The organism is Rahnella sp. P4_A8, assembly GCF_056402435.1.
Genome location: NZ_JBFUHK010000020.1, coordinates 12,436 through 36,496 on the forward strand (window position 1 = coordinate 12,436; position 24,061 = coordinate 36,496).

The 24,061-nt window shown below is 53.3% G+C and carries 20 protein-coding genes and 4 tRNA genes; 6 read left to right on the top strand and 18 right to left on the bottom strand.

Annotated features, from left to right (window positions below; translation table 11 throughout):
• The first annotated feature begins 44 nt into the window (after window positions 1-44).
• On the top strand, window positions 45-959 hold the full coding sequence (rarD, locus tag AC1DUO_RS12465; protein ID WP_112152371.1) for an EamA family transporter RarD: 915 nt from the start codon (window positions 45-47) through the stop codon (window positions 957-959).
• Here rarD and AC1DUO_RS12470 read toward each other — a convergent pair.
• Together AC1DUO_RS12470 and corA are read right to left on the bottom strand one after the other, a co-directional pair.
• On the bottom strand, window positions 924-1,976 hold the full coding sequence (locus AC1DUO_RS12470; protein WP_015690586.1) for an AbrB family transcriptional regulator: 1,053 nt from the start codon (window positions 1,974-1,976) through the stop codon (window positions 924-926). The genes rarD and AC1DUO_RS12470 overlap by 36 nt on opposite strands.
• A gap of 21 nt (window positions 1,977-1,997) precedes the next feature.
• Entirely contained in the window at window positions 1,998-2,948 is a 951-nt protein-coding gene (gene corA, locus AC1DUO_RS12475) for a magnesium/cobalt transporter CorA (protein ID WP_013577512.1), read from the bottom strand.
• A gap of 419 nt (window positions 2,949-3,367) precedes the next feature.
• On the opposite strand from corA, the gene AC1DUO_RS12480 reads away from it, so the two are divergent.
• Window positions 3,368-3,844 (top strand): WbuC family cupin fold metalloprotein, encoded by a 477-nt coding sequence (locus tag AC1DUO_RS12480; RefSeq protein ID WP_112197603.1) that lies wholly within the window; start codon window positions 3,368-3,370, stop codon window positions 3,842-3,844.
• Between the two features lie 142 nt (window positions 3,845-3,986).
• Here AC1DUO_RS12480 and uvrD read toward each other — a convergent pair whose 3' ends face one another.
• The 7 genes from uvrD to AC1DUO_RS12515 all read right to left on the bottom strand — a co-directional run bounded on the left by uvrD (window position 3,987) and on the right by AC1DUO_RS12515 (window position 12,412).
• Window positions 3,987-6,149 (bottom strand): DNA helicase II, encoded by a 2,163-nt coding sequence (gene uvrD / locus AC1DUO_RS12485; protein WP_013577514.1) that lies wholly within the window; start codon window positions 6,147-6,149, stop codon window positions 3,987-3,989.
• A gap of 96 nt (window positions 6,150-6,245) precedes the next feature.
• Window positions 6,246-6,962, bottom strand: coding sequence for a 5-amino-6-(5-phospho-D-ribitylamino)uracil phosphatase YigB (gene yigB, locus AC1DUO_RS12490; RefSeq protein ID WP_037035464.1), 717 nt, complete (start codon window positions 6,960-6,962; stop codon window positions 6,246-6,248).
• Window positions 6,962-7,873: a tyrosine recombinase XerC gene (gene xerC, locus AC1DUO_RS12495; RefSeq protein WP_119262182.1), complete on the bottom strand. Its 912-nt coding sequence runs from the start codon at window positions 7,871-7,873 to the stop codon at window positions 6,962-6,964. Before xerC ends, yigB begins: the two co-directional genes overlap by 1 nt.
• Window positions 7,870-8,574, bottom strand: a complete 705-nt coding sequence (locus tag AC1DUO_RS12500; RefSeq protein ID WP_013577517.1) for a DUF484 domain-containing protein — start codon at window positions 8,572-8,574, stop codon at window positions 7,870-7,872. Before AC1DUO_RS12500 ends, xerC begins: the two co-directional genes overlap by 4 nt.
• The gene (gene dapF, locus AC1DUO_RS12505; RefSeq protein WP_013577518.1) at window positions 8,571-9,395 is read right to left on the bottom strand and encodes a diaminopimelate epimerase; all 825 of its coding nucleotides are present in this window, start codon (window positions 9,393-9,395) and stop codon (window positions 8,571-8,573) included. The genes AC1DUO_RS12500 and dapF overlap by 4 nt, the downstream gene beginning before the upstream one ends.
• A 96-nt stretch (window positions 9,396-9,491) precedes the next feature.
• Window positions 9,492-9,695 (bottom strand): LPS translocon maturation chaperone LptM, encoded by a 204-nt coding sequence (lptM, locus tag AC1DUO_RS12510; RefSeq protein WP_013577519.1) that lies wholly within the window; start codon window positions 9,693-9,695, stop codon window positions 9,492-9,494.
• 158 nt (window positions 9,696-9,853) lie between these two features.
• Window positions 9,854-12,412 (bottom strand): class I adenylate cyclase, encoded by a 2,559-nt coding sequence (locus tag AC1DUO_RS12515; protein WP_013577520.1) that lies wholly within the window; start codon window positions 12,410-12,412, stop codon window positions 9,854-9,856.
• 327 nt (window positions 12,413-12,739) lie between these two features.
• Here AC1DUO_RS12515 and hemC point away from each other — a divergent pair, with 327 nt between their 5' ends.
• The 4 genes from hemC to hemY are packed head-to-tail and all read left to right on the top strand — an operon-like array spanning window position 12,740 to window position 16,792.
• A complete protein-coding gene (gene hemC / locus AC1DUO_RS12520) occupies window positions 12,740-13,681 on the top strand; it encodes a hydroxymethylbilane synthase (protein WP_119262183.1) in 942 nt (313 codons plus the stop codon).
• Entirely contained in the window at window positions 13,678-14,427 is a 750-nt protein-coding gene (hemD, locus tag AC1DUO_RS12525; RefSeq protein WP_037035461.1) for a uroporphyrinogen-III synthase, read from the top strand. The genes hemC and hemD overlap by 4 nt, the downstream gene beginning before the upstream one ends.
• Before the next feature lie 13 nt (window positions 14,428-14,440).
• Window positions 14,441-15,592: a uroporphyrinogen-III C-methyltransferase gene (gene hemX, locus AC1DUO_RS12530; protein ID WP_119262184.1), complete on the top strand. Its 1,152-nt coding sequence runs from the start codon at window positions 14,441-14,443 to the stop codon at window positions 15,590-15,592.
• Window positions 15,593-15,595: 3 nt separating this feature from the next.
• Window positions 15,596-16,792, top strand: a complete 1,197-nt coding sequence (gene hemY, locus AC1DUO_RS12535) for a protoheme IX biogenesis protein HemY (protein WP_013577524.1) — start codon at window positions 15,596-15,598, stop codon at window positions 16,790-16,792.
• A 590-nt stretch (window positions 16,793-17,382) separates the two neighbouring features.
• Here the strand turns inward: hemY and AC1DUO_RS12540 are convergent.
• The 9 genes from AC1DUO_RS12540 to wzxE form a co-directional block, all read right to left on the bottom strand.
• Window positions 17,383-17,459 (bottom strand) — tRNA-Pro (locus tag AC1DUO_RS12540).
• 59 nt (window positions 17,460-17,518) lie between these two features.
• A tRNA-Leu gene (locus AC1DUO_RS12545) sits at window positions 17,519-17,604 on the bottom strand.
• A gap of 29 nt (window positions 17,605-17,633) precedes the next feature.
• Window positions 17,634-17,709: transfer RNA gene (locus tag AC1DUO_RS12550), tRNA-His, on the bottom strand.
• A 65-nt stretch (window positions 17,710-17,774) separates the two neighbouring features.
• Window positions 17,775-17,851, bottom strand: a tRNA-Arg gene (locus AC1DUO_RS12555).
• A gap of 143 nt (window positions 17,852-17,994) precedes the next feature.
• The gene (gene thrP / locus AC1DUO_RS12560) at window positions 17,995-19,389 is read right to left on the bottom strand and encodes a bifunctional threonine/serine APC transporter ThrP (RefSeq protein ID WP_013577525.1); all 1,395 of its coding nucleotides are present in this window, start codon (window positions 19,387-19,389) and stop codon (window positions 17,995-17,997) included.
• A 241-nt stretch (window positions 19,390-19,630) separates the two neighbouring features.
• Entirely contained in the window at window positions 19,631-20,371 is a 741-nt protein-coding gene (gene wecG, locus AC1DUO_RS12565; protein WP_013577526.1) for a lipopolysaccharide N-acetylmannosaminouronosyltransferase, read from the bottom strand.
• Window positions 20,355-21,734: an ECA oligosaccharide polymerase gene (gene wzyE / locus AC1DUO_RS12570; RefSeq protein ID WP_112198178.1), complete on the bottom strand. Its 1,380-nt coding sequence runs from the start codon at window positions 21,732-21,734 to the stop codon at window positions 20,355-20,357. Before wzyE ends, wecG begins: the two co-directional genes overlap by 17 nt.
• Window positions 21,731-22,813, bottom strand: a complete 1,083-nt coding sequence (locus tag AC1DUO_RS12575; protein ID WP_119262185.1) for a TDP-N-acetylfucosamine:lipid II N-acetylfucosaminyltransferase — start codon at window positions 22,811-22,813, stop codon at window positions 21,731-21,733. The genes wzyE and AC1DUO_RS12575 overlap by 4 nt, the downstream gene beginning before the upstream one ends.
• Window positions 22,810-24,060 carry a lipid III flippase WzxE gene (gene wzxE / locus AC1DUO_RS12580; protein WP_119262186.1) on the bottom strand — a complete coding sequence of 417 codons (1,251 nt, stop codon included), beginning with the start codon at window positions 24,058-24,060 and terminating at the stop codon, window positions 22,810-22,812. The genes AC1DUO_RS12575 and wzxE overlap by 4 nt, the downstream gene beginning before the upstream one ends.
• Between the last annotated feature and the right edge of the window lies 1 nt (window position 24,061).

A 24,061-nucleotide genomic window follows, 5' to 3' on the forward strand; every position in this document is an offset into this window, starting at 1 on the left:
CAGGTAAACTCGCTTCTTTCCTTACTCTTTTTTCAGGTACCCACATGGACGCACACCGTACCCGGCAAGGTGTTATTTTTGCCTTTATCGCCTATCTGATCTGGGGGATCGCGCCGGCGTATTTCAAGCTCATCAAACAGGTTCCGGCGGATGAAATTCTGACTCACCGGGTGATCTGGTCTTTCTTCTTTATGTTAGTGCTGCTCTCCGTCAGCCGCAGCTGGGGCGATGTCCGCCGGGTATTGGCACAACCGAAGAAAATCGGCATGTTACTGATTACCGCCCTGCTTGTCGGTGGGAACTGGCTGATTTTTATTTGGGCAATTAATCATAATCACATTCTGGAAGCCAGCCTCGGCTACTTTATCAATCCGCTGGTGAATGTGGTGCTTGGCATGCTGTTTTTGCGTGAACGATTCCGAAGTTTGCAATGGTTCGCCGTGGCGCTGGCTTTCGCCGGGGTGCTGGTGCAGGTGTGGGTATTTGGTTCCGTGCCGGTCATCGCCATCGGGCTGTCCCTGACATTCGCCTTCTATGGCCTGCTGCGTAAAAAAATAGGCGTAGATTCGCAAACCGGGATGCTGATTGAAACCCTCTGGTTGCTGCCGGTGGCCGGGATTTATCTGTTCTTTATTGCCCACAGCCAGACCAGCAATCTGGCAGCGAATCCGTGGTCTCTGGATTTATTGCTGATGGCGGCCGGGATTATCACCACCATTCCGCTACTGTTCTTTACCGCCGCCGCTGCCCGGCTGAAGCTCTCCACGCTGGGCTTTTTCCAGTATCTCGGGCCAACGCTGATGTTCCTGCTGGCCGTGGTGTTTTACGGTGAAACCGTCAACACCTCACAACTTATCACCTTCGGCTTTATCTGGGTGGGACTGCTGTGCTTTATCGGCGATGCGCTCTACACGCAGGGGCGTTTACGACGAGGAAGAAGCGGACACAGCACTGCGTGAGATAAAGCGCGCCATCGCGGGGCCGGTTGCCAGGATGGTGATCAGACGCAGCGTCTGCATCGCCATCACAAAACCTAAATCGGCGTGGCTGCCCGCCGCAATAATCGCCACGGTGTCCAGCCCGCCCGGGCTGGTCGCCAGATAAGCCGTCAGCATATCGACGTGCAAAAGTTTGGTCAGCACCCATGCCATGCCCCCGCAAATCAGCATCAGTCCGATAATCGAGGCAATCATCTGAGGCAGCGTGCGTAAGGCCAGTTTGAAAATCGGACGCGTAAAGCGCAGCCCGACACTCCAGCCAATCAGCGTGTACGCCATCGCCAGCAGCCATTCCGGCACTTCTAAGGTCACCGTTCCGGTGGAATGCAAAACCGCGCCGACAATGGCCGGAAGCAGCAGCGCGCCGGAAGGGATACGCAGGCGCGGCCCCAGCCAGACACCGGCTACTGCCAGAAATAGCGTGGCAAAGAAACGCCAGGTGAGCGGCGGGAACCAGACCACTGCCGCCGCCAGCGATGCGCTGTCGCCCATAGCCATACGCGCAACAAATGCGGCAGCCGTGGCAACAAACAACACGCGCAGATACTGCATAAACGCCACCAGACGGACATCCGCACCGAAATCACCGGCCATCGCGACCATGGCGCTGGCACCGCCGGGTGATGAACCCCACGCGCCGGTCGGGCCGGGTAACTGGCTAAAACGTACCAGCAACCAGCCGGAAAGTCCGCTGGCAAGCAGCGTCGCCACCAGCACCATCAGCACCAGCGGCCAGTCATTGAGTAACGGTGGCAGAATCGAGGGCGACAGACTTTGCGCGATCATACAGCCCAAAATGCCCTGCGATATTTTGAAGAACAGCGGATGAATACGCACGCTGGCACCCAATAAACCCATGACGACGCCGACAATCATCGGCCCGAGCAGGAGCGCAGCGGGAACGTGGAAGGTCTGAAAAATAATGCCCAGAATCAGTGAGGAAACGACGAGGATAAACCACTGCCCCGCCGGAACCATCCTTTCCATCAGCATGGTCGGTTATAACCAGTTTTTACGTTTGAAGTACAGGTAAGGCGCCAGCCCGGCGAGGATCATCAGCGCAATCGCGCCCGGATAACCGAATGACCATTTCAGTTCCGGCATGAATTCAAAGTTCATCCCGTAACTGGAAGCCACCAGCGTTGGCGGCAGGAACACCACCGAAACCACCGAGAAAATCTTAATAATGCGGTTCTGTTCGATGTTGATAAAACCCATCGCCGCCTGCATCAGGAAGTTAACTTTCTGGAACAGGGATTCGTTGTGCGGCAACAGGGATTCGATATCGCGTAATACTTCACGTGCCTGCTCAAGCTGACCTGCGGGTAAACGAGCCTTACGCACCAGGAAATTCAGCGCGCGCTGGGTATCCATCAGACATAAACGCACTTTCCAGCCGATATCTTCCAGTTCTGCCAGCGTGGAAAGTGCAGCATCGTATTCGTCGCCCTGATGCCCTTCCATGATCACGCGGCTGAGTTTTTCCAGATCACTGTAGATATTTTCAATTTCATCCGCCAGTTGCTCTATTTTAGTTTCGAACAAATCCAGCAGCAGTTCATAGGCGTTGCCGTCAACCAGCGTCTGGTTGCGGGCACGCATACGGTAGAGACGAAATGCCGGTAATTCGCGCTCACGCAGGGTATACAGACGACCTTCGCGCACGGTAAATGCCACGGTGCTGTTGCCGGCATGATCTTCGGCATCTTCATAGTAAAAGAAGGAGTGAATGTGCAGGCCGTCTTCATCTTCAAAGAAACGTGCAGAAGCTTCGATGTCGTCCAGTTCAGGACGTGTCGCCAGGCTTTGCCCTAATTCACTTTGAACGCGCTCACGCTCCAGCTCGTCAGGTTCGACCAAATCCACCCACAATGAGGTTTTGAGATCGTCTGACTCGTCCAGCTCTAAACGGGATAAGCGGCTGTTTTCTAATTTAAAAGCACTCAGCATGTGCCCGTTCTCCCAAAAATGACAGAAAGTGGACAACGCGTTGAAGCACAGAAAATCACGGGGTGAGAATTGTCACCGGCGTAATTCAGACCAAATTCAGATCTGACTCACAGCGACAGAACGGGGGTCGCTGACAACCACTAAGGCCATCAGCAAAGAGGAGGGCCTTAGAAGTGGTACCTAATGAACAGGTTATTGAGCCAGTATCTACTGGGTGTGTCCAAGGCGAAGTTCCTCATTGATAATAGTGCGCGCATGTTACGCCGGGAATAAAAAGACTGTCAACCGCGAACAAATCTATTCTGGCAACATTTATGCATAAATTTCAGGCTGGCCTGATAACCTTACCGGCTTATCGGATGGTGCTTTTTTGGCTACACTCAATGCCCTGATCTCCCCTCACTTTTCAGATACCCAAAATGATTAAGCAGATAAACCAAGATACGTTATGCGACCTGATCACCAAGGCGGCGCATTCACCGCGACTGCGTCAAAATCTGAATATGCATCCGGCGCCTGAAGATGACGTTCAGCGTCTGGCCATCGCCATGGAACCCGGCACTTATGTGCGCATTCACCGCCATCCACACACCTGGGAAATGCTGACCGCCCTGCGTGGTCGCTTTCTGGTACTGATTTACGATAACAGCGGCGAAGTCACCGACCGCCTGTGGCTCGGCGCAGAAACCCGTCTGCTGGAAATCCCGGCCAATACCTGGCACAGCGTGCTATCTCTCGACGAAGGCGGCGTGATTTTTGAAGTGAAACACGGTGCGTATCAGCCAGTTCAGGAACAGGATTATCTGCCAGGCACCGCGCCGGAAGGCGAAGAAGGGGTCAAAGAAATGCTGGAATGGTATGCGAAAGCCGAAGTGGGTGAAACATTTAGCCTCTGACCTTTCGGCTCCTCCCCCTGCGAAGGGGGAGGATGGGAGGGGGTTTTACAGACAAAACAGGAGATTAAGCGCGCTTAAACGTTGGTTTTTGACCTTAATACCCCACCCCAACCCTCCCCTTCGCAGGGGAGGGAGTTAAAAATCAGACGGCTTCGAGGCGGGCGTAGGCGGCGACCAGCCACTTGATCCCTTCCCCCGGGAACGCCACCTGCAGACGGCTGTGTTCGCCGCTGCCTTCCATATTGACGATAGTACCTTCGCCGAATTTAGGATGCACAACGCGCTGGCCGAGTTTGAAGCCGGTGTCGCTGACGCTGGTTGGCGTGCCGACGCTGCGGTTGCTCATCGGGCGTGACACACTGGCGCGCATCCTGACTTCTTCGACACAATCTTCCGGCAGTTCGCCGACAAAACGTGACGGGCGATGAGACACTTCTTTGCCGTATAAACGGCGGGTTTCCGCGTAGGTCAGGGTCAATTTTTGCATAGCGCGGGTGACGCCGACATACGCCAGACGGCGTTCTTCTTCCAGACGTCCGCCTTCTTCCAGCGACATCTGGCTCGGGAACATGCCCTCTTCCATGCCGACGATAAACACCTGCGGGAACTCCAGCCCTTTCGCCGAGTGTAGTGTCATTAACTGCGTCGCATCCTGATTGGCATCCGCCTGCCCTTCGCCCGCTTCCAGCGCGGCATGGGACAGAAACGCCTGCAGCGGCATCAGATCTTCGTCTTCATCCTGATAGCTGAACTGGCGTGTTGCTGTCACCAGTTCCTCTAAGTTTTCGATTCGCGCCTGCCCTTTTTCGCCTTTTTCCTGCTCATACATGATGAACAGGCCGGAATCTTTAATCACCCGGTCAGTCTGCACGTGCAGCGGCATATCTGAGGTTTCATGCGCCAGTGCGTCAACCAGTTCGGTGAAGCGTTGCAGTGAAGATGCCGCACGACCTGCCAGCACTTTTTCCTGCAACAGCGCACGGGTGGCCTGCCACATGGTCATCTGACGATCACGTGCTGTCTGGCGCACCACATCCAGCGTGCGGTCGCCGATGCCGCGCGTCGGTGTGTTCACCACGCGCTCAAAAGCGGCATCGTCATTGCGGTTCGACATCAATCGCAGATACGCCAGCGCATCTTTGATTTCCTGACGGTCGAAGAACCGCTGACCGCCATAAATACGGTATGGCATCGCCATCTGCAATAAGGCTTCTTCCAGCACACGCGACTGGGCGTTGCTGCGGTAAAGAATGGCGCAATCTTTCAGCGCACCGCCGTTGTCCTGCCAGGTTTTGATGCGGTTAACCACAAAGCGCGATTCATCCAGTTCGTTGAACGCGCAATAGAGTGAAATCGGTTCGCCTTCGCCGTCCTCGGTCCACAGGTTTTTACCCATACGGCCATTGTTGTTTTCAATCAGTGAGTTGGCAGCTTTCAGGATGGTGCTGGTTGAACGGTAGTTCTGCTCCAGACGGATGGTTTGTGCATTCGGGAAATCTTTCAGGAAGCGCTGGATGTTTTCAACCTGCGCACCGCGCCAGCCGTAAATCGACTGGTCATCATCACCCACGATCATCACATTATTGTTGTCACCTGCCAGCAGGCGGATCCACGCGTACTGAATGCTGTTGGTGTCCTGGAATTCGTCCACCATCAGGTTGGTAAAACGTTCGCGGTAATGCTGCAAAATATGCGGCTTGTTCAGCCAGAGTTCGTGGGCGCGCAGCAACAGCTCGGCAAAATCCACCAGCCCGGCACGGTCACAAGCTTCCTGATAGGCCTGATAAATGCGTAACCAGGTCGCTTCAACGGGATTGTTGTAGGTTTCGACATGCTGCGGGCGCAGACCTTCGTCTTTTTTGCCGTTGATGTACCACATCGCCTGACGCGGGGGCCATTGTTTATCGTCGATGTTCAGGGCTTTGATCAGGCGTTTGATCAGACGTATCTGGTCATCACTGTCGAGGATCTGGAAATCCTGTGGCAAATTGGCGTCTAAATGGTGTGCACGCAGCAAACGGTGCGCGAGGCCGTGGAAGGTACCAATCCACATGCCGCCCTGACTGGTGCCGATCAGCTGGTCGATACGGTGGCGCATTTCTGCCGCCGCTTTATTGGTAAATGTGACGGCCATAATAGAATACGGCGAGCACTTTTCTACCGCCAGCAACCACGCTATGCGGTGAACCAGCACGCGGGTTTTGCCACTGCCTGCTCCGGCCAGCACCAACAGATTGCTGCGCGGCGCGGCCACGGCTTCACGTTGTTTTTCATTCAGGCTGTCGAGCAGGTCAGAAACGTCCATAGGCACYGTTTGTCAGATGAGAAAAGCACTCACGCGAAAATTATCGCCGCGAATGCATTTCCACTGTGAATTTATACAGAGTAATTTAAGAAGGGATTATAGCAATGCTGTCAGCGATGCCAACTGCGAAATCTCAATATGCGGTAACAGACGGGCATCGTTAATGTGCATCAGGTCGCCTTCGCGCAAATTAATCCAGCATGATTGCATCCCGCAACGCACCGCGCCCGCGACGTCTGTCGTCAGGTCATCGCCCACATGCAGAATGTTTTCCAGCGGGATATCCAGCTTCATCGACGTTTTTTTATACATGTCGGCGTAAGGTTTGGCACGGCCATGATCGCCCGCCCGCAACGTAAACTGGAAATATTGCGCCAGACCACAGGCGTGCGGATCGGCATTGCCGTTAGTGATAGCAACCAGCGGCCAGCGTTCGGCCAGCGCCGCCAGCGCGTCGTGATTTTCCTGCGGAACATAAATCCTGCTGCGCCACTTCGCGAAGGTTTCCATTGTGGCTTTGGTGCCCTGTTCAGCCTCACTGCGACTCAGACCCGCGCGGGTCATCGCCAGCAAAACCGCCTGACGGCGCCATTCGGTGACGTCGTGATAAATCTCCGCGTCCTGCGCCAGTAATTCTGCACGCATCAGGCGGACAGTATCCGGTGCCATATCCGTCAGCGCCGGATGGAAACCCTGCATGAATTTCAGCGTTTCGGTATCGGTACGGCGGATAACGTCGTAATTGTCATACAGCGTGTCGTCTAAATCGAAGGTGATCGCTTCAATGCGTTTCAGCGGACGATAGAACTTCATCAGGATTTTCCTCGTTTTGCGCGGGGATGCGCGGCGTCGTAAACCGTCGCCAAATGTTGAAAGTCGAGGTGGGTATAGATTTGGGTGGTGGACAGATTCGCGTGCCCCAGCAGTTCCTGTACCGCGCGTAGATCCCCGCTGGATTCCAGCACGTGCGTGGCAAAAGAATGTCGTAGTTTATGCGGATGAATATGGCTGTTAACGCCCTGTTTCACGCCCCATTCAGCAAACCGCTTTTGCACGTTACGCGCAGAAATACGGCTGCCTTTGCTCGACAAAAACATCGCGTCATCCTGCGGATTAAAATCAGCGCGGCGTTCCAGCCAGTGTTCGAGCCAGGTGACAGCCGTTCGCCCGATCGGCACTTTGCGCTCTTTGCTGCCTTTACCCAACACGCGCACTTCGCCGGAGGCCATATCGATATGTTTGCAGTCGATACCCACCAGTTCCGAAAGACGCAGCCCGCCGCCATACATCACTTCCAGCATCGCGCGGTCACGCACGGAAAGCGGATCATTGAGATCGATGTCCAGCAGTTTATTCACTTCATCGACATCAAGATTTTTTGGCAAATGCTTGGGTGAACGCGGCGTGGAAATGCCTTTGGCAGGATTGGCGCTTAATACGCCCTGACGCACCAGCCAGTCAAGAAAGCTGCGCAGCGAAGACATGCGCAGCGCCAGACTGGATGGCCCCAAACCGGCGCGTTTACTGCGCGCCAGTAACATGCGGACTTTTGGCGCATCGAGTTGCTGCCAGTTGGAAATACCGATCTCGCCGGAGATGGCGATCAGGGCTTCTAACTGGCGGCTGTAATTGGTGGTGGTAAGCGGGCTGAGCTGGCGTTCAACATGCAGGTAACGCAGAAACGCCTCGACTGCGGGATAGAGAGGCGATTCGGTGTGATTCATACGCGTTCGATCCAGCGTTCCAGCAGGCCAGGTAACATTTTTGCCAGTTGGTTGAGTAGCACCGTGCCCATTCCTGGCTGATAATGCTGGGGATCACGGCTGCTGAAAATCAGCACGCCCAGCTCACCCTGTTCGCCCATCAGCGACAGTGCGACGGAACCCACGGCTTTCGCCTGCGGCAATAACAGCAGTAATTCCGGACCGTTCAGGCCGCCGAGATAATGCGGCGTTTCACCCAGACGCTGGATGCGCATGGATTCAAACGCGCTGCGGCTCACCGCAAGATGAGTGAAATCTGATGGCGCGCCGATGCGCCAGCCTTCACTGAACAAGCGCACATTGGCGCCCGCCAGCCCCAGACTGCGTGCCCAGCGTTGCAGGCGGTTAAGCATATCCTGCAAACTGCTGGCCGCCGCAAGCGTGGCCTGAAGCTCGATCATCCGCCCGAACAACGCTTCGTTGACCGAAGCCTGCTCCATCAGCAAGGTAATTTCTTCTTCAAGCTGGGCAATCTGATGACGCTGACGTCCGAGTTGCCATTCAACCAGCGAAATACTGCCTTTCACCGGATGCGGTACGTGCATCTGCTCGACGCTGCGCGCATTGCGAATAAAGAAATCCGGGTTTTGCAGCAGATATTGCATCACGCTGTCATCGTCGAGAGCTATTACCGGTTCAATCTGGTCATCAAGATTGTTCATAGATGAATAAATCCGTCGTAAACATGAGTGGCAGGTCCGGTCATATAAAGCGGATGACCCGGCCCTTTCCAGCGAATGTCGAGGCTGCCTCCCGGCAGTTCCACCTGAACTTCTTCTGCGAGTAAACCTTGCTGAATGCCAACCGCCACAGCCGCGCAGGCACCACTTCCGCATGCCTGTGTTTCACCGGCACCGCGCTCGTACACGCGCAATTTTACGCTTTCCGGGCTGAGGATCTGCATGAAACCGACGTTCACACGCTCAGGAAAACGGTCATGACTTTCCAGCATCGGTCCGAGAACCTCGACTTCTGCTGTCAGCACATCATCCACCTGTAATACGCAATGCGGGTTTCCCATCGACACCACACCGCAAAATACTGTGCGCTCTTCTGCACGCAGAATATAGGTCTTTTCCGGTTTCGCTGCACGGAAAGGCACCTGTTGCGGCTCGAAAACCGGCTCGCCCATGTTGACCTGCACTTCTTCATCTTCGGTGACAGTCAGCACCATGCGGCCGGTCTGCGTGCTGACGCGGATATCACGTTTGTTTGTCAGACCTTTAATGCGGACAAAGCGGGCAAAACAGCGCGCACCATTACCACACTGCGCGACTTCACTGCCGTCCGCGTTAAAAATACGGTAATGAAAGTCTAATTCGGGATCGTAAGGAGGTTCCACCACCAGTAACTGGTCAAAACCTACGCCACGGTGACGGTCAGACAAACGACGGATCAACTCGGGAGAAAAATAGACATTTTGAGTGACGGCATCAACGACCATAAAATCGTTACCCAGGCCGTGCATTTTGGAGAACTGCATAACTGACTCCGTTTACCGCTGGTCAAATCCAGTCGCGATGATCCTTTAAGAAGAGGGTTCTGCCAGCATGGCACGAAACCCCCGACAATTTGCTGGTCAATCTCTGGAGTTCGTCGTGAGGCTTTCTGGTGATACCCCTTTTTCCTGCGACGAACCATCGTTCGCCGTACCCGGAACATTGCTGGTTTTTTGCGTGGCTGATTTTTCCGGCGGTGGGAAATACAACGGCCCTTTAAGTCCGCAACCGGAGAGAGAAAAGAGTATTGTCGCGGCCAGAGACCAGCGTAAAGCGTTTTTCATTTTATGAATGCCCGTAATTCATGCGACCAAGCTCTCTATAATCGCAGGTGGATCATGAAAAGCAACAGGAATCGACAAAACCCCCGGGCACATTTTCAGGGTTTAAAGCGCAGGAAAGCCGGATAATCTGCCACATGTCCGTGATACGGACACCTTTTCTAATGCAACTGGAATTGCTGCTTCAGCCGCGAAGGTTCGACGTCGCTTTCAGGCAAGGTGGCGCAGGCGGCAGAGAGGGCATTGCTGCGAAAAGGGATCACCTGAATCCGGTCATCGAGCGACACAATTTGATAGAACTGCGGCAGGTTGAAGTTAATAAAGCTTGAGCCGTAGGTAAACCGGTCATGGGAAGATGAGTAGAACCGGCTGACATCGCGCACCAGATCCTCTTTGCTGCCTTCGCAGTGGTGATAGACCTCAACACGGTTGGATTCATCAAGAATGTAGATATTAAAGCCGATGTCATCCGAACTGTCTTCGAAGAAGAACTGAATGATCCCTTCGCTGGCGTAGCCGTCAATCACAGCGGGGAGATGCGCCTGATCGGTCTGCAATTTCACCGACAAACCGTGCAGTTTGTTGTTGGAAATCGCGCCATAGAATTCGATCGCATTCTCCAGCTTTTGCACAGAAACGCTGAGACGTTCAAAGAACAGTCCCCAGGTTTGCCCGGCAACACGCACGGCTTTGAAGCGCCCGGGTTCGAGTCGTTTGCTCGACAGGCGAAGCTCAATACATTCCGACACCAGTTGCTGAATCCGCGTACGGATAAGGCCACGTAAATGCTGACTGTAGCAGAACACTTCTACCGATTCCGGCGGTGCAGCATCCTGATGCATTTTGCCCAGGATAGTTTTCAGCGCTTCAAGCACCGCCTGTTCACCGCTGAAATGCAGCGTACGCACTTCATTCCATGAGTTGCGATAGAGCAGGTCAATACTGCCGACCATGCATTGCTGATTCTGCCCGAAACTGAAAACATCCAGCTTACGGAAATCAAAATGCACCACCTGATTGCGGAAAGCTGCGGTCGGATCGTGTTCCAGATTAACGATAATCGCTAAGTGACGAATTTCGCACGGGCTGTACAACGCTTTTGGCGTCGGTGCCGCCAGGCGCAGCGGGAAGTTGTGCGAAACATCCGCCACCAGTTCGCGCAGTTTGGCGATATCACACAAGCTGCCGCTTTTAATATGCAGGCGTGTCGTGGACGTCAGTAGTCCGTTGAAATAGGCCCACGCCACCAGTTTATTCAGATAGCGGTTATATTCCAGCGGCTGGTGGCTGACGATAGATTCCATCGACGGCGACTGATTATACAGATACCAGCCGGTGCGGTTCGCACGGCCAATCGGCACATGAATAAAGGTTAAATCGCTTTCTGACAGATCAGGTGAAATCTGCGGATTCACCAGCGTGACTTTACCCGGCAGCGCTTCAAACGCGGCGTACAACTTACGGGTCAGCACGCCGATATCCTGCGGGCTGGCACTGACGCTTAAATTGTTGCGACGGGCAAAGCGGATCAGGTTGCGATAGCTTTGCATCATGGCATCGAGCAGTTCGTTATGCGCTTCGCGCACACGCTCGATTTTCCAGTTCGCCCGGTTATCCAGCATAGCCAGACGTTCTTCATCCCATCCCCATTCAGCCACCAGTTGACTGAGAATTTCACGACGCCAGCCAACCGATGCCCGTGCACGGGAGAGTTTTTCGCAGACTTTTAAATAGAAACAACGGCGGACTAAATCAAGGCGGGTGAAATCTTCAATCTGGGTGAGATAACGGGTCACGCGGTCGAGCATCATACAATAGGAATCAAGCCCGAAGCAGACGATCTCACCCTGATGCAGGCGTTGTTTAATATCCATCGCCAGCAATTGCGTTTTAGGGTATTCCCAGGAGTATGTTTCCAGCAGCAACGTTTTGAGCACCGCTTTATAAGGAGAATCGATACTTTTATACAACTGCCACAAACTCGCGCCGAAATACTCCTCCGCTGACAGCGTACTGAGGCCACCGAGATCGAGCCATTCGTTTGGCGTCAGTGCGCCCTGCGCATACAGCGAAAGCACATATTCGTCGTAATGCGCTTCTTCTTCACCCGGCACCATATTCCATAGAATACGCTTACCGGCCAGACGGACGGCGGTACGGTAGAACTCGTCGAGCAATAAGATGTGCTGTGTTGAACCACAGTCTTCACCACCCAGGCTGCCACTTTCATTGTGGCGGAAGCGGTTTTCGTCGATCAGGAAGAAGCTGACTTCTACGCCCAGCGAGGCCGCCCATTTTTCTAACAGGCTGCATTTTTGCTGTAAGCGGTTACGCTCTTCGTTATCGAGCCAGGACTGATGGCAGACCCAGATATCCAGATCAGAGCTTTGACTCTGGCCAATGGAAGAGGTGCTGCCCATGGAATACACGCCAGTGATAGGCAATTCACCTTTCACAAGAGGTTCGAGCGCGCTGCCCCATTTATCTTCAAGGTCAGTCAGGTAGGTTTGCTGGGATTCATCAGGCGTGAAAACACAGATACCATGCGGAACCTTACCTTCAAGGTATCCCGGCATCAGAGGGTGATGTTGATGTAAAAAGACAGGAAGCAGCTGGTAGACCTGTTGAAACGCAGGACCCATTGCTGCCAGTGCGCGATCTACTCGTAACTGATTGATCGCATCCAATCTTTGCTTCAATGTCTCGATGTAGAGGTACAAGACGTTTCGCCTGATTATGTGTCTGGAAAGAACCCCGTTCCAAATCCGTCATTTATCGTGATGCTTATGCTTTGAACAACCGCGATTGTGCAAATAGTTGACGAATAATTGCTGGAAACGTGATCAATTTAACACCTTGCTGTTTGACCGTAAAGAAAGTAACGCACCACAATTACTCTTCCGCTTCTCTGGATTTTACCGTCTGTTCCGAAACGGAACAAATCTCTTCAACACCCGTTAACCTTCTTTTACGAATGGCTTCTTACGCTGACAGCTTTCTATTGTCAGTGGTAGGATGGGCACAGAGACAGTTAAACGGTATCAAACATGTTAGACAAAATCATTCGAATTGCCACCCGCCAGAGCCCGCTGGCTTTGTGGCAGGCACAATATGTTCAAAGCCGGCTGATGGCCTGTCATCCCGGTTTGCAGGTGGAACTGGTTCCAATGGTGACCAAAGGCGATATCATTTTAGATACCCCGCTGGCCAAAGTGGGTGGCAAAGGTTTGTTCGTCAAAGAGCTTGAACTGGCGATGCTCGATGGCCGTGCGGATATCGCCGTGCATTCCATGAAAGACGTGCCGGTAGAGTTTCCGGAAGGCCTGGGACTGGTCACTATTTGTGAACGCGAAGACCCGCGCGATGCTTTCGTCTCCAATCAGTACGCCAGTCTGGCGGATTTGCCACAAGGCAGTATTGTCGGAACATCGAGCCTGCGCCGTCAGTGTCAGTTGCGTCAGAAACGTCCTGATCTGGTGATCCGTGATCTGCGCGGCAATGTGGGCACCCGCTTATCCAAACTCGATAACGGTGAATACGATGCCATTATTCTGGCTGTCGCTGGCCTGAAACGTCTGGGTCTGGAAAACCGCATCACTTACGCACTGACACCGGAAGAGTGTCTGCCCGCTGTAGGACAAGGTGCCGTCGGTATCGAATGCCGCCTTGACGATCAAACTACCCGCGACTTGCTGGCACCACTGGCGCACCGTGAAACCACGTTACGTGTGCAAGCTGAACGGGCAATGAATATGCGTCTTGAAGGGGGATGTCAGGTGCCAATCGGCAGCTATGCCGAGCTGGAAGGTGACGAGCTCTGGCTTCGTGCGTTGGTCGGCGCACCGGATGGCAGCCAGATGGTGTGTGGAGAACGTCGCGGTCCGGCCGCTAACGCGCACCGCATGGGTGTCGACCTGGCAGAAGAGCTGCTCGCCAACGGCGCGCGCGAAATCCTGCATGAGGTCTATCAGGGGAACGTGCCTAAATGACCATTCTGGTCACCCGCCCCTCTCCGGCAGGAGAAGCACTGGTTAGCCGGCTGCGCGCTCTGGGGCGGGTTGCCTTCCATTCCCCGCTGATTGATTTTGCACCGGGGAACCAGCTCGCATCGCTTCCGAACCTGCTATCCTCATTAAATCAGCAAGATCTGGTGTTCGTGCTCTCGCAACATGCCGTCAGTTACGCTGACCGGGCTTTGCGCCAGTCCGCCACAAACTGGCCGGACACCGTGAATTATTTTGCCATTGGTCGCACCACTGGCCTGATTTTCCACCGGGTCAGCAGCCTGCCGGTTCTCTATCCTCAGGATGGCGAAACCAGCGAGACACTATTGAATCTTCCGGCATTGCAACGCATACAGGGTAAAAAAGCGCTGATATTGCGCGGTAATGGCGGACGGGAGCTGTTAGCCGAAACGCTGACAGAACGCGGTGTCGATGTCACTTACTGCGAATGTTATCAGCGCAGCCCGGTTTACTACGATGCCAGTGAACAGAGTGCACTCTGGCAACGGGCCGGAGTTGATACGCTGGTCGTGACCAGCGGAGAAATGCTGCAACAGTTGTACCAGTTAGTTCCTGATTACTACCGAAATTCATGGTTACTGCGCTGTAATCTGGTGGTGGTCAGTGAACGTTTGGCAGCCCTTGCACGCCAGCTTGGCTGGAGCGCAATTCGGGTTGCTGAGAATGCAGACAATGATGCGCTGATCCGCGCATTACAACTACCTGACTAAGGGATGTGCCAAAATGACGGAACAAAAAAACCCTTCCGCGCCGGATGAGAATGTTGTTGTCTCCCCAGCGGTTGAGAGCCCCCAGCCAGACGCTTCCGACCTGGACAAGACGCTGAAAACGTTGCAGAAAAAGCAACGCACCGCGCCGGTACTGGGTGCTATCGCAATTGTATTGGTGATCGCGCTTGGCGCCGGTCTCTATTATCACGGCCACCAGCAGTCGCTGGCGCAGGTTGCCTCAGATGAAGCGCTTTCTGAACAACTCGATGCGCTGCAAAAAACCCAGCAGCAGGACAAACAACAAATCGCTGATCTGCTCGCTCAGCAGCAAAAAACCCGGCAAGAGGCCGATCGTCAGCAGGCTTCGTTTGGTCGTCAGCTAAATGAGCTACAAGACAAAGTCGCCAGCATTTCCGGCAGCGATGCCAAAACCTGGTTACTGGCGCAGGCCGATTATCTGGTGAAACTCGCTGGCCGCAAATTGTGGAGCGATCAGGATGTCACCACCGCTGCCGCACTGCTGAAAAGCGCAGATGCCAGCCTGGCCGACATGAACGATCCGAGCCTGATTGACGTGCGCCGTGCGCTGAACGAAGACGTGGGCAGCCTTTCTGCCGTTGCGCAGGTCGATTTCGACGGCATCATTCTCAAGCTGAATCAGCTATCGAATCAGGTGGATAACCTGCGTCTGGCCGACAATGATACTGACGATTCCCCGATGGACAATGACATTTCCAGCTTGTCCAGCTCTCTGACCGAATGGCGTCAGAACCTGACCAAAAGCTGGCACAACTTTATGGATGACTTCATCACCATTCGCCGCCGTGATAGCAGCGCAGAACCGCTCCTGGCACCGAATCAGGATGTGTACCTGCGCGAGAATATTCGCTCGCGTCTGCTGATTGCCGCACAAGCCGTTCCGCGTCATCAGGATGAAGTCTACAAACAGTCGCTGGAAAGCGTCTCAACCTGGGTTCGCGCCTACTTTGATACGTCCGATCCTTCGACCAAAGCGTTTCTTGAAGAACTGGACAATCTCAGCCAGCAATCTGTTTCGATGGACGTGCCGGAGGAGCTGAAAAGCCAGCCGATGCTGGAAAAACTGATGCAGACCCGCGTGCGTAACCTGCTTCAGCAGCCCGCCGCCGCCACGCAGGGGGAATAACACATGTTACGAGTTTTCGTGTTGTTCCTGATTGTGTTTGCCGGGATTATTGTCGGCCCGATTCTGGCCGGCCATCAGGGCTATGTCCTGATCCAAACCGACAATTACAATATTGAAACCAGCGTCACCGGTTTAGTCATCATGCTGATCGTGCTGATTGTGGTGCTGTTCTTGATTGAATGGATCCTGCGCCGCGTTCTGCGTACCGGTGCCCGCACCCGCGGCTGGTTTGCCGGACGCAAAAGCTCTAAAGCGCGTAAGCAAACTCACGCAGCTATGCTCAAGCTGGCGGAAGGCGATCATCGTCAGATGGAGAAATTGCTGGCGCGCAATGCTGATCACGCCGAACAGCCGGTGGTGAACTATTTACTGGCAGCGGAAGCGGCGCAGCAGCGCGGCGACGATATCCGCACCAATCAGTATCTGGAGCGGGCGGCAGAAATCGCGGATATCGACCAGATGCCGGTCGATATCACCCGCGTACGTATCCAGCTGGCCAGAGGTGAAGTTCACGCAGCACGCCATGGCGTTGACCGTTTGCTGGGTCAGTCGCCACGTCATCCGGAAGTTTTACGTCTGGCAGAGCAGGCTTATCTTCTGACCGGCGCTTACGGTTCACTGCTGGAGATTTTACCGTCGATGGCGAAAGCCGATATTCATACCGACGATGAAATCCGTGTGCTTCAGGAGCAGGCTTATATCGGCATGATGAATCAGCTGATGGCTGAAGAAGGCAGCGAAGGCCTGAAGCGCTGGTGGAAAGATCAGAGCCGTAAAACCCGTCATGAAGTGGCCCTGCAGGTCGCAATGGCAACGCATCTGATTGAATGCAACGATCAGGATCTGGCACAGGAAGTGATCCTCGACGGGCTGAAACGCCAGTACGACGATCGGCTGGTCGCGCTGATGCCGAAGCTGCGTTCGGGTAATCCTGAGCAACTGGAAAAAACACTGCGTCAGTTGATCAAACAGAATGGCACAACGCCGCTGCTGAGCAGCACGCTAGGTCAGTTGCTGATGAAACACGGTGAATGGCAACAGGCGAGCGAAGCCTTCCGTGAGGCGCTGAAACAGCGTCCTGACGCGTATGATTACGCCTGGCTGGCTGATGCGCTGGACAAGCTGCATAAACCGGCAGAAGCAGCGGAGATGCGCCGTGAAGGGCTGATGCTAACCCTGAATAATTCGCAGCAACAGTAATAACCTTGCTGTCTGTAAAAGGCTCCTTCGGGAGCCTTTTTTATGTCGGTCGTAAATTTCAGACAAAAAAAACACTTGTCTGGAAGACAAGTGTCTAAAAACAATCAGGTCTAGGACAACAGATTTAGTGCCTCACTCAACGTTTTGCCTTCTGGATGATAGCGCTTGCGCGTTATCGGTCAGGGTGACAATAGGCACTGTAAATTGGCTCTGCATCATTCCCAGGTTTATGAAGCCGGAGCAAACATAATAGGTGGAATGAGCATCTACGGCGGGAATATTGCAGGACGCGTGCCAATATGGCAAGAGTCCGTTTAAAATTTTTTATTTAACTGATAATTAACAGCTTTATTTTCACTAACCCTCAGCAGTCAATTTTTGGAAAGCCAGAGACTTCCCGTTAAACCGCCATTCTGTCGCCAGTGAGCGACGTGTGAATGTCAGCTTATGTGAAGCTTTATTTATCAATAAGATAAGTGTCTCCTGCAAGAGACAGGCATACAGCGGAATGTCGCAGATAAACAACAGGGTGAGTTGAGAAACTCCAGACGAAAAAAAACCTGCTTTAAAAAAGCAGGTTTCTTCGAATGTGGTCGGCGAGAGAGGATTCGAACCTCCGACCCACTGGTCCCAAACCAGTTGCGCTACCAAGCTGCGCTACTCGCCGATGTCGTGCATCTTACTACTTTCTGACGCTAACTGCATCATTTAAATGTATTTTGTGTGTGGTGCGAAGGGAGGGACTCGAACCCTCACATCCGAAGGACACTAACACCTGAAGCTAGCGCGTCTACCAATTCCGCCACCATCGCATGTCACAATCACAAAATCATTTTTAGAGTGGGGTGGCTAATGGGACTCGAACCCACGACAACTGGAATCACAATCCAGGGCTCTACCAACTGAGCTATAGCCACCATATCTCTAACTAACGTGAATTGTCTGACTTCAACATTCCACCGCAACTCTAGCGCATACTAAATGGTGCGCCCGACAGGATTCGAACCTGAGACCTCTGCCTCCGGAGGGCAGCGCTCTATCCAGCTGAGCTACGGGCGCTTAGCGCCGTTGCGGGTGGGGATACTACGGTTTTAACGCTTGGCTGTCTAGTGCTTTTTATCAGAAATATTGCGTTTGATTACGCTTTATCCAATACGCAGTAAAAGTAAGCATCTTGCCTTCCCCACCCGTGACTTACGACGTTATTTTGCTTTTTCTGCCGTCAGCGCAGCGCGCTTATGCATGCCGAGACCGAAGTATATCAGCGAGACTGCCGCGATAAAAATACCGCCGACCAGTAAAGAAACCCGCGTATCCGGATTAATCGCCATACCGACCAGCACACATGCCAGGAAAATCAGCGTCAGGTAGTTGGTATAAGGGAAGAGAACCGATTTAAACGGATGGTTTTTCAGTTTCTCTTTATGTGCATCACGGAAACGTAACTGGCTGATCAGCACCACAAACCACGGCACCATGCCCGGCAGTACGCTGGCACTGTAGACATACACGAACACTTTCTCAGGATTCGGGATGATGTAGTTCAGGCACGAACCGACCAGCAGACACAAAATGGTGATGGCAATACCGTAAACCGGCACACCACTTTTCGAGACATTGCTCAGAAACGCAGGCAACTGCCGATTCTTCGACAGTGCATAAAGCATACGTCCGCAGCTGTACATACCGCTGTTACAGCCGGACAACGCCGCCGTCAGCACCACAAAGTTGATAATGCCAGCCGCCGAAGCAATGCCAATCTTCGCGAATGTCAGGACAAACGGGCTGCCGTGTGTGCCCATTTCGTTCCATGGGAAAATGGTGATGATGACGAAAATCGCACCGACGTAGAAAATCAGGATACGCCACAGGATATTGTTGATAGCGCGTTTGAGCGTAACCTGCGGATTCTTCGCTTCACCGGCGGTAATCCCCACCAGTTCCACGCCCTGATAGGACGCCACAACGATACACAGCGCAAACAGGAAACCTTTCCAGCCGCCTGCGAAGAAACCACCGTGCGCGGTCAGATTGGCAAAACCGACAGCTTCGCCGTGATTGCCAAAGCCGAAGAAGATTACCGCCAGCCCCACCACGATCATCACAATGATGGTAGTGATTTTGATCAGCGCAAACCAGAACTCCATTTCGCCATACAGTTTAACGGCGGCAAGGTTCGCGGCGGCTACAATCGCCACAGCCATCAGCGCGGGGATCCACTGTGGTAAATCCGGGAACCAGTATTGGGCGTATACTCCGATAGCGGTGATTTCAGAAATCCCCACTGCTATCCACATAAACCAGTAACTCCATGCGGTCAGGTAGCCGTAATATGGCCCAAGATATTTATGGGCGTAGACGGCGAACGAACCGGCAACGGGCTCCAGGTGCAGCATCTCGCCCATCGAGCGCATGATAAAGAAGACGAACACGCCCGCCAGAATATAGGCCAGCAATACTGACGGCCCGGCCCATTTCAGGGTACTGGCCGCGCCCATAAATAATCCAACCCCGATGGTGCCGCCGAGCGCTATCAGCTCAATATGTCTCGCTTCAAGCCCCCGGTGTAGCCCACCCTTTTCCTCTTGATTCGCCATAGTTCCTCAGTTTCTCTTTAATTGTGTTTGCCTTCCGGAATGACCGAAATGTTATTTTTATTTGTGATGATGCCCATATAGGGCGGAAAAACGGCGCTATGGTTCCGCATTTCAGCATGAGTTGCAAATCACAATTGAGAAAGATCCGCACGGGTAGACATGTCAGGGTGAAAACGACAGTAAACGATGGAGTGAAATGAGAGGTAAAACGCCGCGCTGAAGATCAGCCACGGCGCAAGTATTACAGACGACCGGTGTAGTAATAACGGATAAATTTAAGCAGTTTGAGCTGACGACGTAAACGGCTCGGCTGTAAAATCAACCGGTAGAGCCATTCCAGCCCCAGATTTTGCCAGATTTTAGGCGCACGTTTAACATGTCCGGTAAAGACGTCATAGGTTCCGCCGATGCCCATATAAAGCGCATCAGGATGCACAAGGCGGCAATCGCGCATCAGGATTTCCTGTTTTGGTGAACCCATTGCCACGGTCACGATAGCCGCGCCGCTGCTTTTCACCCTTTCGAACAATGCCTCGCGCTGTTCCGGCACAAAATAACCATTCTGGCTACCGACAATATTGACGTTCCACTTGGCGCGCAGCTTTTCTTCTGTCTGCGCCAGTACTTCCGGCTTACCGCCTATCAGAAAGACCGGTGTTCCTTCACGGCCTGCTCGCTCCATCAGCCCTTCCCAAAGGTCAGCACCCGCGATACGCGAGACGTGTGACTGCGGGTATTTACGCCGTATAGCCCGCACAATGCTGATCCCGTCAGGGTACTTAAATTCCGCGTGCTCGATCAGCGTACGCATTTCAGGATTGCTTTCGACCGTCAGCACTTTCTCTGCATTTATCGCCACCAGCGAACCGTTTTTCACCTGATGACCGGCAAAAAGATAATCGAGAAAATGCGCCATATTGCGAAAGCCCCAAAGGCGGATCCCACGGATGTCGTATTGCGGGATTTTATTCTCCAAATTCATCCATCTTCCTTACTGCCAAAGGCTCCATGAGGTTTTTCCTGACCGGCATTTTGGCACGTATCAGCCCGGCAGCGTCAAACATCCAGTACAACAGTTTTGCGACAATCAGGCAGGCGCCGAATACGACACAGAAAAACACCACCCGCGAGAAAAAGGAATCCACGCCTTCGCGGGCAAGTACGATCATATTGAACACAGCACCAAAGCAAAAACTTTGCAAAATGGCGGCCTTATAAATGTTGGTGTCGGCTTTGCCTTTTTCATAAAGCCAGTCGAACCATTTAATGATCATGCCCACAGCCACTGCGCCAAGCGGGATAAACCAAACTCCGCCCATCACAACCAGTGAGCCAATTAGCGTCGGCGAAATGGCCAGACCGGAATGGTTGTCGAGCACATCCCAGGTGAAATAGTTGGCCGTGTTGAGCACTACGCCCGGACGGTCATGCCACAGCCAGCCGGGGATAAAGACGTAGAAATCACGGACAATAGGCGCCAGCCCCTGAAAACTGATTTTGTCGTAATTTTGCAGCAACAGCCCCAGATTTTCCCATGGCGAGAACGTATCACGCGTCAGATAAAGGAACGTGTAAATCGCCTCAGGGCCGCTGACATTCAATCCGTAGCGTTTAAGTGCCAGCCAGAACATACCAACGATACCCAGTACGCCTGCCGCCGCCAGCATCCACAAACTAATCCAGCCGCGTACAATGCCGATAAACAAAAACAGTGCGAACGCGATGATAATATTCGCGCGCGTCCCGCCGACGATGATGTACGTCAGCAGGCCAAATGCGACGGTACTCACCAGGAAAAACAGCCAGCGCTGCGGATTGGGTTTGAGGAAGAACACCACCAGCATCGCCGGCAGGAAGAAATAGAAGAAGCGTTTAAGCGCAACTCCGGACACATCACTGGAAAAAATCTGGCTGTACGACTTGAGCTTAAACAGCAAAAAGCCGTTATGCGCAAAGAAAATAGAAACCGTCACCACCGCAATCAGCGCCAGCAACATCCAGGTGAGATGGGTTTCGACACGGTTCATCGTAAACAGCGGGCGGGACGGGCCTTCATGTTTCGCCCTGAGCCGCGTTTTATAGCTGACATAATAAATACCGTAAAAACAGGTTGCGGCCAGCATCGCCTGTAACAGGTTTTCAACCGGTACGACGTTGACATCGAACTGGAAAACCAGCAGACAGGTCAGCGGAAAACCAAAATAAAATGTCAGCAGATACAACAGCGAAAACAGGACGTTGAAGTTAAAACGTACGCGGCGGAATTCTTTATAAGTCAGCGTCAGAATGAACAACAGCGAGAACGCATAAACGACAGACAGGCCGCCAAGCTGTGCCATTGTCATGATGTTTCTCCTGCCGCCAGCAGTAATGCCTGTTGCCAGCCCGCGATGTAATTCGGGTTGAAGAAGGCGATATTCTCCCGATCCGTGTTCAGCAACTGACGGCGCGCTTCGGCCACGGTTCTGGCATCCAGCGCATCACCATAAAACAGTACCGGCAGATTTTGCTCCGCCAAATCCTGCCAGAACGGGTTCTGACGGCTGACCACAAACGGCACGCCGAACTGAATCAGCAAACACTGCGTCCCGATACCCTGCTGGCGGTCGAAAATAAAATACCCCAGCGAGCAACGGCGCAGCACATCAAGATAATCAGCAAAAGGCATCGAGCCAGTCATCACTTCAATGTTTTCGGGCGCAAACAGTTTCAACGCTTCACTGTGAACCTGGTCGATGTACGCATGATTATTGGCCGGATACCCCATCGGGATAATCACCCGGATATCCGCACCAAACTGCTGATGCAACGAACGCAGCGCTTCAATATGTCGGTTAGTGCGGTCACCGGAATTGCCGACCAGCACCGTCATCGGCCCTGTCGGTTCAGGCTGACCGGCTGGAAGCGTCAGTGACGGATCCATGCGCGTCGGAAAATACAGTAATGAGGACGGTACACGCGGATGTCGCGGATGGAAATAAATCAGATCGCCGCGGGTAGCGAAAACATGGCCGATACGTCCCTGTGCCAGACGACGCATCAGATAGAACAGACGGAATTTCAGACCACCTGCCGATTCATAAAGATCGGCACCCCAGATGTGCCAGCTGGCCTGTTGCGACTTAATTTTGCCGGTCAGCAGCGCCAGCCAGAGCGTCGGGTTGAACTGACCATGGAAGAAGAAGTGATGTGTGCGATCCTGGGCGCGGGAAATAACCGCATCGGCCAGCGATTTTTTGTCCGGATAAACACGAATATCCAGACGAGTGAATTCAGCAAATGCTGATGCATCCGCTGCCGCCACCATAAAATGATAAATCAGCTTTTCAGGCGCACATTCGGCCAGAACATCATTAAAAAAGCGCAGCACGGTGACATTATGGTGGGGAATGTCAGATCCCAAAACGTGAATCAGCGTTGTCATGCTCGTCTACGATAAATAACAAATACGGTACAGCACAGGGCGAAATAAACGACATACGTCGCCATATACGCTTGCGCGGCGCCAAGAGAACCCCGTATCGGGATCAACCAATGTGAAAAACCCGTCAGTAACGCAAACTGGCTGATTTCAGTCAGCACGTAAAAGCGCAGAGACGCTCTCGCAATCACCAGATAGCCAAAAACATACGAGCCGACTTTCAGTACGTCACCGACTAACTGCCAGGCAAACAAATCGCGCATTGCGATAAATTGTGTTGAAAACAGCAACCAGATGGCGAAGTCGCGCAGCAGCCAGACAGTAAAACTGACGGCCGCCACGGCGGGCAGAACAAATTTTAGCGACTTAACGATTTCACGCGAGACATCGCGTTTGTCAGTCATGCGCGATAACGTCGGCAATAAATACACGCTGAAAGAAGCGGTGATAAACTGCAAATAGGCATCAGAAATACTGCTGACGCCCTGCCAGATCCCCACATCCTTCCAGCTGTAATGCTCCGCCAGCAGATTTCGCATCATCACATACGCCACGGGCAACGTAACAGACGTGATCAGCGCCATCAGGGTAAATTTCCCCAAATGGCTGGCGATAAAGCGATCCCAACCCGGTTTTAAGTAGGCCAGCGGAAAGGTTTTTCGTCGCCACACCATGCCACCCGCAGGGAGTATTACCAGTGCAGGCACCAGCGCCAGCCCGGCCAGCGCGCCTTCATAGCCACCCAGTTTGAAACACAACAGATAGGCCAGTAAACCAATCAGACTGCCGCCAATCACGGCCAGCGCATTACCCATCGCATCACGATAACCTTTCAGGATGGCCTGAAAGTAGTTGGCGTAAGCAATGCCCATCTGGATAAAGGCCACGGCCCGGACAACGGCCTGATAGCGATCGTGCCCGAACAACCCGACACTGATGGGCCCGGCGGCCAGCAAAAAGATGGTGGCCAGCAGCGTCGAGAAACCCAAAATCAGCGAAGACGACGTGCCGAGTACGGCTTTAAGCCGCTCAGGATCCTGATGATATTCGGCAACGTATTTGGTTATACCATTGAAAATACCTGCACCGGACAGAACGCCAAGTACGGTTACGAGCTGGCGGAAATTGCCTGCCTGCCCCACGCCTTCAGGGCCGAAGGTTACGGCCAGCAATTTCACCACCAGCAACCCGGCACCAATTTTAATCAGCGTAGAACCGGCGGTCCAGACTGATGCTTTTGCCAGCGACATA

Bases quoted from the DNA above. Each gene is read 5' to 3' on its own strand.
- rarD (WP_112152371.1), top strand. From the start codon at position 45: ATGGACGCACACCGTACCCGGCAAGGTGTTATTTTTGCCTTTATCGCC.
- AC1DUO_RS12470 (WP_015690586.1), bottom strand. From the start codon at position 1,976: ATGGTTCCGGCGGGGCAGTGGTTTATCCTCGTCGTTTCCTCACTGATT.
- corA (WP_013577512.1), bottom strand. From the start codon at position 2,948: ATGCTGAGTGCTTTTAAATTAGAAAACAGCCGCTTATCCCGTTTAGAG.
- AC1DUO_RS12480 (WP_112197603.1), top strand. From the start codon at position 3,368: ATGATTAAGCAGATAAACCAAGATACGTTATGCGACCTGATCACCAAG.
- uvrD (WP_013577514.1), bottom strand. From the start codon at position 6,149: ATGGACGTTTCTGACCTGCTCGACAGCCTGAATGAAAAACAACGTGAA.
- yigB (WP_037035464.1), bottom strand. From the start codon at position 6,962: ATGAAGTTCTATCGTCCGCTGAAACGCATTGAAGCGATCACCTTCGAT.
- xerC (WP_119262182.1), bottom strand. From the start codon at position 7,873: ATGAATCACACCGAATCGCCTCTCTATCCCGCAGTCGAGGCGTTTCTG.
- AC1DUO_RS12500 (WP_013577517.1), bottom strand. From the start codon at position 8,574: ATGAACAATCTTGATGACCAGATTGAACCGGTAATAGCTCTCGACGAT.
- dapF (WP_013577518.1), bottom strand. From the start codon at position 9,395: ATGCAGTTCTCCAAAATGCACGGCCTGGGTAACGATTTTATGGTCGTT.
- lptM (WP_013577519.1), bottom strand. From the start codon at position 9,695: ATGAAAAACGCTTTACGCTGGTCTCTGGCCGCGACAATACTCTTTTCT.
- hemC (WP_119262183.1), top strand. From the start codon at position 12,740: ATGTTAGACAAAATCATTCGAATTGCCACCCGCCAGAGCCCGCTGGCT.
- hemD (WP_037035461.1), top strand. From the start codon at position 13,678: ATGACCATTCTGGTCACCCGCCCCTCTCCGGCAGGAGAAGCACTGGTT.
- hemX (WP_119262184.1), top strand. From the start codon at position 14,441: ATGACGGAACAAAAAAACCCTTCCGCGCCGGATGAGAATGTTGTTGTC.
- hemY (WP_013577524.1), top strand. From the start codon at position 15,596: ATGTTACGAGTTTTCGTGTTGTTCCTGATTGTGTTTGCCGGGATTATT.
- thrP (WP_013577525.1), bottom strand. From the start codon at position 19,389: ATGGCGAATCAAGAGGAAAAGGGTGGGCTACACCGGGGGCTTGAAGCG.
- wecG (WP_013577526.1), bottom strand. From the start codon at position 20,371: ATGAATTTGGAGAATAAAATCCCGCAATACGACATCCGTGGGATCCGC.
- wzyE (WP_112198178.1), bottom strand. From the start codon at position 21,734: ATGACAATGGCACAGCTTGGCGGCCTGTCTGTCGTTTATGCGTTCTCG.
- AC1DUO_RS12575 (WP_119262185.1), bottom strand. From the start codon at position 22,813: ATGACAACGCTGATTCACGTTTTGGGATCTGACATTCCCCACCATAAT.
- wzxE (WP_119262186.1), bottom strand. From the start codon at position 24,060: ATGTCGCTGGCAAAAGCATCAGTCTGGACCGCCGGTTCTACGCTGATT.